The 7,908-nt window shown below is 70.5% G+C and carries 8 protein-coding genes; 4 read left to right on the forward strand and 4 right to left on the reverse strand.

The annotated features are described in order from the left end of the window. Positions 1–166 precede the first annotated feature (166 nt). Positions 167–1,471 carry a selenoneine synthase SenA gene (gene senA, locus I53_RS00835; protein WP_043345642.1) on the forward strand — a complete coding sequence of 435 codons (1,305 nt, stop codon included), beginning with the start codon at positions 167–169 and terminating at the stop codon, positions 1,469–1,471. On the opposite strand, the gene I53_RS00840 is transcribed toward senA, so the two are convergent. The 4 genes from I53_RS00840 to I53_RS00855 are packed head-to-tail and all read right to left on the reverse strand — an operon-like array spanning position 1,468 to position 5,239. After that, positions 1,468–2,268 carry a nucleoside phosphorylase gene (locus I53_RS00840; protein WP_043345644.1) on the reverse strand — a complete coding sequence of 267 codons (801 nt, stop codon included), beginning with the start codon at positions 2,266–2,268 and terminating at the stop codon, positions 1,468–1,470. The two genes, senA and I53_RS00840, sit on opposite strands and share 4 nt — an antisense overlap. Positions 2,269–2,277: 9 nt before the next feature. Beyond that, positions 2,278–3,327 carry a selenide, water dikinase SelD gene (selD, locus tag I53_RS00845; RefSeq protein WP_043345647.1) on the reverse strand — a complete coding sequence of 350 codons (1,050 nt, stop codon included), beginning with the start codon at positions 3,325–3,327 and terminating at the stop codon, positions 2,278–2,280. 51 nt (positions 3,328–3,378) lie between these two features. Then, positions 3,379–4,176: a TIGR01459 family HAD-type hydrolase gene (locus tag I53_RS00850; RefSeq protein WP_051044594.1), complete on the reverse strand. Its 798-nt coding sequence runs from the start codon at positions 4,174–4,176 to the stop codon at positions 3,379–3,381. Beyond that, the gene (locus I53_RS00855; protein WP_236952895.1) at positions 4,169–5,239 is read right to left on the reverse strand and encodes a radical SAM/SPASM domain-containing protein; all 1,071 of its coding nucleotides are present in this window, start codon (positions 5,237–5,239) and stop codon (positions 4,169–4,171) included. Before I53_RS00855 ends, I53_RS00850 begins: the two co-directional genes overlap by 8 nt. 383 nt (positions 5,240–5,622) lie before the next feature. Here I53_RS00855 and I53_RS00860 point away from each other — a divergent pair, with 383 nt between their 5' ends. The 3 genes from I53_RS00860 to I53_RS00870 all read left to right on the forward strand — a co-directional run. Continuing rightward, positions 5,623–6,507 (forward strand): putative selenate ABC transporter substrate-binding protein, encoded by an 885-nt coding sequence (locus I53_RS00860; RefSeq protein ID WP_043345649.1) that lies wholly within the window; start codon positions 5,623–5,625, stop codon positions 6,505–6,507. A 13-nt stretch (positions 6,508–6,520) separates the two neighbouring features. Then, on the forward strand, positions 6,521–7,201 hold the full coding sequence (locus I53_RS00865) for an ATP-binding cassette domain-containing protein (RefSeq protein ID WP_043345651.1): 681 nt from the start codon (positions 6,521–6,523) through the stop codon (positions 7,199–7,201). Next, the coding region (locus I53_RS00870) for a PhnE/PtxC family ABC transporter permease (RefSeq protein ID WP_374701284.1) at positions 7,198–7,908 on the forward strand (711 nt) is incomplete at its 3' end. The genes I53_RS00865 and I53_RS00870, both read left to right, overlap by 4 nt.

Below are 7,908 nucleotides of genomic sequence, written 5' to 3' on the forward strand. Positions count from 1 at the left end.
CCGGGTGGGTTTCCGGGTAGGTTGTTGACACGTCGACCCGGTGCCCGAGTTCGCCGAGGATGCGCGCCCAACGCATCGCCGTGGTCCGATTGCCGGCACGAGACATTCTCGCCGCCGGTGTAATCAGGCTGATTCTCATGGTTGCAACAGGAATCCGGGACGTTCGATGAGTGCACAGGTCTCGACTGCCGATCTCGTGGCGATGCTTGAAGATGCCAGAGCGCGGACGCTCGAACTGGTGTCGGGCCTCGATCAGGCGCGTCTGATGGGCCCGCAGAGCGAGATCGTGAACCCCCTTCTCTGGGAAATCGGCCATCTCGCCTGGTTTCACGAACATTTCATCCTGCGCGGGCTCGACCGGTCGCCGCCCCGAATGGCGGAAGCCGACGGGCTCTACGACTCCGCGCGGGTGCCCCACGCGACGCGCTGGTCGATTCCGCTCCCGGCTTTGCCCGACACCCTGGCCTACATGGCCCGTGTGCAGGAGGCGCTTGTCCGTCGTCTCGAAGGCCGCGAGCCGACACCGCAGGAGGCCGAGCTCTACCAGCTCGTCGCCTTCCACGAGGATATGCACGACGAGGCCTTCACCTACACGCGTCAGACCCTGGGCTATCCGCGGCCGTCCTTCGCCGCCTCAGCCTCGGCCCGGGACACGGGGACGGGTCCCTGGCCGGGCGACGTCGCGGTCGGCGGGGGCACGTGGCAGCTCGGCGCCGAGCCCGACGGCGGCTTCGTCTTCGACAATGAGAAATGGGCGCATCCCGTGTCCGTCGCGGCGTTCCGCATCGCCCGCGCGCCGGTGACGAACGCTGAGTTCGCCGCCTTCGTGGCGGATGGCGGCTATCGGAATCCTGCCTGTTGGGATGCCGAGGGGACTCGGTGGCGCGACGGGTGCGGTGCCGAGCACCCGGTCTACTGGTCGCGTCGCGGGTGGGACGAGTGGACCTGCAGGAGGTTCGACCGGGACGAGCCGCTCGCGCCCGATCAGCCGATCGTCCACGTCAACTGGTACGAGGCCAACGCCTATTGCCGCTGGGCGGGCAGACGCCTGCCCACCGAAATTGAATGGGAGGCTGCGGCGGCCGGTGCGCCGACGCCCGACGGCAAATTGAGCCGCACCAAGCGGCCCTATCCCTGGGGGGACAGTGCGCCGACCCCTGAGCACGCCAACCTCGATGGCGGGCATCTCGGCTGTGTCGACGTCGCGGCCTTCCCCGAGGGCGACAGCGCCTGGGGCTGCAGGCAGATGCTCGGCAACGTCTGGGAATGGACGGCGAGCCCGTTCCTGCCTTTCCCGGGCTTCGCACCCGACGCCTACAAGGAATACTCGGAGCCCGCCTTCGGAACGCGTAAGGTCCTGCGGGGCGGCGCCTGGGCGACACGCGCGCGGATGATCGATACCGACTACCGCAACTTCTTCGGACCGGAGCGCCGCGATGTGTTCGCCGGCTTCCGGACGGCGGCTCTCTAGATCGGGAACCGAGCGGTCGCGACGGCAGCGACGAGGCGGAGCGCCGTCGTCGCGCCGTTGGCCTCGCCCTTCTCGAAATCGCCGGCCTGACCCATCTGGTTGGTCACGTGGGCGAAGCACAGGACGGCCTTGCCGTGCGCCTGGGCGAACGCGTAGAGGCCCGCCGCCTCCATCTCGACCGCGAGGATCCCCCGCGCCCGGGCCGCCGCGATGGCCCGTTCAGTCTCGCGATAGGGGGCGTCGGTCGTCCAGGTGGCGCCCCGTTCGACGGGTTCACCGATCCCCGTCAGCGCGGGCGCCACGGCCGCCACCAGATCCCGTGGAGCCTCCACGAACGCGGCCGGCGGCAGGTAGTGGTAGCTCGTGCCCTCGTCGCGAAGGGCCGCGTCGATGAGAATGAAATAGGGCGGCGCCCGCAGCGCCGTGATCTGTCCAGACGAGGTGATGCTGATCAGGAGTTCGCAGCCTGAGGCGAACATCTGCTCGGCCACCAGCACGGCGAAGGGCGCGCCGACCGCGCAGCCGACGATGCCGATCGCGCGCCCGGATTCCTCGAACCGGTACAGGGTGCTGTGGTAGCAGGCCCAATCGGGATCGGGCCGAGCCCGCCCAGTCGCGCAGAGGTGGCGCACGATGTCGCCGTCCGGGTCGAGGACGCAGAGGGCCGGCACTAGACCGGCGCCGAGACCGCGTTGCCGGCGCGCCTCGCGGAGCAGGTTCTCGGGCGTGAACGCCGAGGCCTCTCCGTGCGCCTTGTCGTTCAGGATCGGGGCGGTCGCCGGCTCGTGGGGCGGCATCGGGCGGTGTCAGGCCTCGACCCGGATCGCAGCCGGGCCGGCCTCGAACCGTCCGACGACAACGGCCTGCGCGAAGCCCGCCGCATGGCATTGGGCGAGGATCGCGTCCGCCCGCGCGGGGGTGCAGGTGACGAGCAGGCCCCCGGAGGTCTGGGGATCAGTGAGGATGTGCCGGCGCCAGTCCGGCAGGCCCTCGGGCAGGCTCACCTGGCCTCCGAAGCTCGCCCAGTTCCGATGCGAGGCGCCGGTGACGAAACCCTCCTGCGCGAGGGCCTCGGCCCGGGGCAGGAGCGGGAGGCCGCCCTCGGCGATCACGAAGGTCAGGCCGGCGCCGCGCGCGAGTTCGAGGCCGTGGCCCAGCAGGCCGAAGCCGGTGATGTCGGTGATGGCGTGGACCTCCGGATCGCGCGCCAGATCCGCCCCGACCTTATTGAGGCGTGTCGTGGTGGCGATGAAATCGGCGTGGCCGGCAGCGTCGAGGGCCTCCCGCTTGATCGCCGCCGAGTAGATCCCGACGCCGAGGGGCTTGGTCAGGATGGCAACGTCACCAGCCCGGGCATCGGCATTGCGCCGCAGATGCGCGCGGTCGCACGAGCCGATCACCGCCAGGCCGTAGATCGGCTCCGGCGTGTCGATCGAGTGGCCGCCCGCGATGGGGATGCCCGCCTCCGCGCAGGTGGCTGCGCCGCCCTTCAGGATCTCGGCGACGGTCTCGGGGGCGATCTTGCCGACCGGCATGCCCAGGATGGCCAGCGCCAGCATCGGCTTGCCGCCCATCGCGTAGACGTCGGAGATGGCGTTGGTGGCGGCGATCCGGCCGAAATCGTGTGGGTCGTCCACCATCGGGGTGAAGAAGTCCGTGGTGGCGATCAGACAGGTGCCGTCATCCAGGGCCCAGACCGCCGCGTCGTCGGCGGTCTCGTTGCCAACCAGCAGGCGCTCGAAGGGACCGGCGACCGGCTGGTCGGCGAGGAGCGTGCGCAGCACCGCGGGATCGAGCTTGCAGCCGCACCCGCCGCCATGGGCGAGGCTGGTGAGACGAACCGGGGTCGTATCCATCGATCAATCCTCTCGTGTCGTGTTCCCGGATGGACCGGGCCGGGCGCTCTGTCACCAGACAAGTGCGGGCATCCGGTACAGGCGGGCCGACGCGTCCGCCGGCGGGGGCGGCGCGGCGCCGATCTGGAGTGCCGCGAAGCCGTGACTGAGGGCGCCCGCCACGTCGAGGGCGACGGTGTCGCCGATCCCCAGGACCCGGGCGGGCTCGATGGACCGGCCGCGCAGGCGCTCGGCCTTGTCCAGGGCCCGGCAGTAGATCAGGGCGCCGGGCTTACCCGTCTCGACGACGATACCCCCACGGGCGCGGTAGCGCTCGGCGACGAGGCCGGCGAAGCGCAGGCGCGTCGCACCCACCGTCAAGCTCGTGTCCGGGTTGGTGCAGAGCAGGGGCAGGCCGCGCCGGAACGCGGCTTCGAGGGTCGCGTCGAGGCCATCGTCGCAATCCGGATAGCCCGTGCAGACGATCTGTTCGGCGGCATCGACCGGGACCGGCGTGACCGGCATCCCCTCGAACAGGACCCGGTCGCGCCCCGGCCCGATGTGATGGACGCACCGGACACCCGCCGCGTCGAGGAGGCTCCGGGCGACGTCGGCTCCGGTCACGAGATCGTCGTAGGTGTCGGGGATCCCGCGGGCGCGGAGGAGTTCTGACAGGTGTGCGCCGGGCTCGGCCGCGTTCGAGACGAGGATCACCGTGCCACCGCCGGCCCGGAAGGCGGCCAGCGCCGCGGTGGCGGCGGGAAAGACCCGCGTCGCGTCGTGGAGCACGCCGAAGACGTCGCACAGGATGACCGCATAGGACTCCGCGAGCCGGCTCAGGCTGGTGCGCGCCGCGGGCGCGTCAGCCACGGGCGGGCCGCGCCTGGACGATCGTCGTGCAGGCGCTCTCGAGCTTCGGCAATTCGCGGGCCGGCGCCATGACGATCGACAGGGGGCGGACCTCGCCGCGCACGATCGGGCAGTACGGGTCGACCTGATCGAGCCGCTCCATCAGCCGCCGCCGCCCGGCGCAGCCGCCGTGGCAGGCTTCCTCGTAGTCGCAGCCCCGGCAGGGCTCCGGCAGGGCCCGGACCGCCGCGAAGGGGGCCGTCTCGACGATCTCGCTGCCGGCCTCGCGCAGGGTGTCAAGGCTCTGGCCGGTGCCACCCCAGTAGACGCAGGGTTGCACCGTCGCCCGGGGCGTGACGCGCACCGTGCCGATCCCGCATCCGCCCCGCCGCGCCGGGAGGCCCGCCATGGCCCGGACGAGCGGCTCGCCGATGGCGATCACGTCGGTCTCGGCGAAGAGGCGCGCGAACCCGTCCCAGTATTCCTCGTAGGTGAGCGCGAAGGCGTCGGTGCGCACCGCCTGGTAGACGTTGATGCGCAGCGGCGCGTCGAAGCCGCGGGCCAGGGCGGCGATCTCGTGCAGCCGGTCGAAATTGGTCCGCATCATCACGGCGATGAAGGTCACGCCGACGCCCAGCGCCCGGCAGCGGGCCGCCTGCGTCATCACGAGGTCCCAGTTGCCGGCCCCGCGCTGCGCGTCCTGCTCCTCCCGGTTGGGATAGTCGATCGAGAATTCCACGTCGGCGAAGGCCTGCACCGCCGTGTCATCCATCACGGCGATCGAGTGCCCGTTCGACGTGATCGTGAGCTTGATCGGCTCGGCCCGGAGCAGATCGAGAAGCTGCGGGAACTGGGGGTGCATCCCGTTCTCGCCGGTCCCCAGATTGACCGAGCGCACCGGCAGGCTGTCGAGCACCGTCCGCAGCTGTTCCGGTCCGAGCCGGTCCAGGCGATCGGGATCGCGGTAGCAGAAGGAGCAGGCGAGATTGCACTCGTTGGTGAGCCCGACGCCCAGGGCGAATGACGGTGTCGGGGCGACGATGTTCGGCTCCGGAGGCTGCGGCGTCCCGGCGTCCATGGCCATGCAGATCCTCTCGCCTGATCTCGACAGGCACCATCGGGCGACCGGCGCCCGATTTCGGGCGTCATGGCGTCCTTCGCACGGCCAGCCGCATCAGTAACATCACATCTTCAGCAAGATTGATCACCGCGGCCGGCCTTTACTCTCTACACCGGGACAGCCGCCAGGGCCGAATTCGAACAGGCCGAAGTCGTGACAGCGCCCGCCGGGCCGATTGCCGCAGCGAAGCGACTTCGCGATGGGTAACCGCACGGTGCGGTGACACGAATAAGCGCGATCAGCAGGGCTCGCCGAGCGCTCCGCTAGACATGGGCTAGCTGTCAGTTGATTGGACATCGATGCCGGCGTGGCGTCGATCGCAGTCGGAATCCGAACGGGAGCACTCGATGCTGAGACGGACACTGGGCTGGTCGTTGCTGGGCGCGCTGACCTGCCTCGCGCTGCCCCAGGCAGCCGGCGCGCAGGGCGCCAAGCCGGCCTTCGTCTTCACCGGCATCCCCGATCAGGACGAGAGCCGCCTCGTCGAGCGCTTCGGCAAGGTCGCCGCGTACCTCGAGGGCAAGCTCGGTGTGCCGGTGACGTACCTCCCGGTGAAGAACTACCCGGCAGCGGTCACGGCCTTCACGAACGGACAGGTCCAGCTCGCGTGGTTCGGCGGGTTCACCGGCGTCCAGGCCCGCAAAGCCTCGCCCGGGGCCCAGGCGATCGCGCAGGGAGCGGAGGATGCGGCCTTCAAGACCTACCTCATCGCCAACACCAAGACGGGCCTGACGCGCACGACCGACTTCCCGAAGGCGATCGCCGGCAAGACCTTCACCTTCGGCTCCCGGGCCTCGACCTCGGGCCGGCTGATGCCGGAATACTTCATCCGCGAGGCCTTTCCGGGCAAGACGCCCGAGGAGGTTTTTTCCCGCGTTGGTTTCTCCGGCGATCACAGTCGCACGATCCAGCTCGTCCAGTCCGGGGCCTTCGAGGTCGGTGCGGTGGACTATTCGGTCTGGGATCTGGACAACAAGGCCGGCAAGATCGACCCGAAGGAGGTCGGCATCATATGGGAGAGCCCACCCTTCCCGGATTATCAGTGGACCGTGCGCGGCGATGTCGACGCGATCTACGGTGCCGGGTTCACGGAGCGGCTCAAGGCAGCGCTGATCGGCATCACCGATCCTGCGATCCTCGCGCCCTTCGCGCGCTCGAAGTTCATCCCGGTGACCAACGCCGCCTACGAGCCGGTGGAGCGCGTGGCGAAATCCACGGGCCTGCTGGATTGAGCCGCGCGCTGCCGTGAGCCTGCCCCGAGCCGAAGCCGAAGTCGTTCTGTCGGGCGCGACGGCGGCCTATGACGGCAAGCCCGTCCTGTTCGGCGTGGACCTCACCGTCCGGGCGGGCGAGCGCGTCGCGCTGATGGGTCGATCCGGCGCGGGGAAGTCCACCCTGCTCGGGCTGATCCACGCCCAGGCCCGGCCGCGGGTGGCCCTGATCCCGCAGGCGGCCGCCCTGGTGCGGACGCTCTCGGTCTTCCACAACGTCTACATGGGCCGTCTCGACCGGCGCTCGACCCTGCACAACCTGCGCACCCTGGCGTTCCCGGCCCGCGCCGATCTCGCTGAGGTCAGCGGGATCCTCGGGGAGGTCGGGCTCGCCGACGCGGTCCGGGCCAAGGCCGGGGCGCTGTCGGGCGGCCAGCAGCAGCGCGTCTCGGTCGCGCGGGCGCTCTACAACGGGCGTCCCATCCTGCTCGGCGACGAGCCGGTCTCGGCCCTGGACCGCAGGCAGGGCGGCTTGATCCTGGAGCGGATGGCCGCCCGCCACCAGACCCTCGTCCTGGCGCTCCACGACATCGCCCTGGCGCTGGCGCACACGGACCGGATCGTGGTCCTCGATGCGGGTCGGATCGTCCTCGACGCGCCCGCCCGCGACCTGGACGAGGCGGCCCTCGTCCCGTTTTACGGGCAGGCCGCATGAACGCCGCGCGTTTGATGCCCGGCGCGGGCTACGCGACGGCGACCCGCTGGTTCGTCGGCGGTGCCGCAGCGGCGCTGCTTGGCGCCGACCTCGCGATCACCAGCCTCCATCCCTGGGCCGACCTGCAGCGCCTGCTCGCCGGCCTGGTCCATCCGGACTTCCCGGCGGTGGAGATCTGGAGCGTCGTCTACACCGTCGCCTTCGCGGTCCTCGGGGTCACGCTCGGGGCCGGGACGGGCTTCGTCCTCGCGATCCCGTTTGCCCGGTCCCGGAGCGTGCGGCTCGCCTGCGCCGGCCTGCGCTCGGTCCACGAGCTGTTCTGGGCGCTGCTGCTAACGCAGGTGTTCGGCCTGTCGGCGACCACCGGCATCCTCGCCATCGCGCTGCCCTACGCGGGCATCTGCGCGAAGGTCTATTCGGAGATCATCGAGGAGGCGGATCTCTCCGCCCTGCGGGTCCTGCCGGCGGGGACCGGCGCCCTCTCGGCTTTCATGTACGCCCGCCTGCCGGAGGTCGCCCCGGCCTTCCGGCACTACACGCTCTACCGGTTCGAGTGCGCCATGCGCTCGACCCTGGTGCTTGGCTTCATCGGCCTGCCCACCATGGGCTTCTACCTCGAATCCGCCTTCCGGCAGGGCCGCTACGCCGAGGCCGGGGCCCTGCTCCTGGTCTTCTACGCTCTGATCGGCTCCCGCCGCCTCTGGATG

Origin of the sequence: Methylobacterium sp. B1 (genome assembly GCF_000333255.1) — a bacterium.
Classification (GTDB): Bacteria; Pseudomonadota; Alphaproteobacteria; order Rhizobiales; family Beijerinckiaceae; genus Methylobacterium; species Methylobacterium fujisawaense.

Coding starts and splice junctions, on each gene's coding strand:
- I53_RS00860 (WP_043345649.1), top strand. CDS start 5,623: ATGCTGAGACGGACACTGGGCTGGTCGTTGCTGGGCGCGCTGACCTGC.
- I53_RS00855 (WP_236952895.1), bottom strand. CDS start 5,239: ATGGCCATGGACGCCGGGACGCCGCAGCCTCCGGAGCCGAACATCGTC.
- selD (WP_043345647.1), bottom strand. CDS start 3,327: ATGGATACGACCCCGGTTCGTCTCACCAGCCTCGCCCATGGCGGCGGG.
- I53_RS00840 (WP_043345644.1), bottom strand. CDS start 2,268: ATGCCGCCCCACGAGCCGGCGACCGCCCCGATCCTGAACGACAAGGCG.
- senA (WP_043345642.1), top strand. CDS start 167: ATGAGTGCACAGGTCTCGACTGCCGATCTCGTGGCGATGCTTGAAGAT.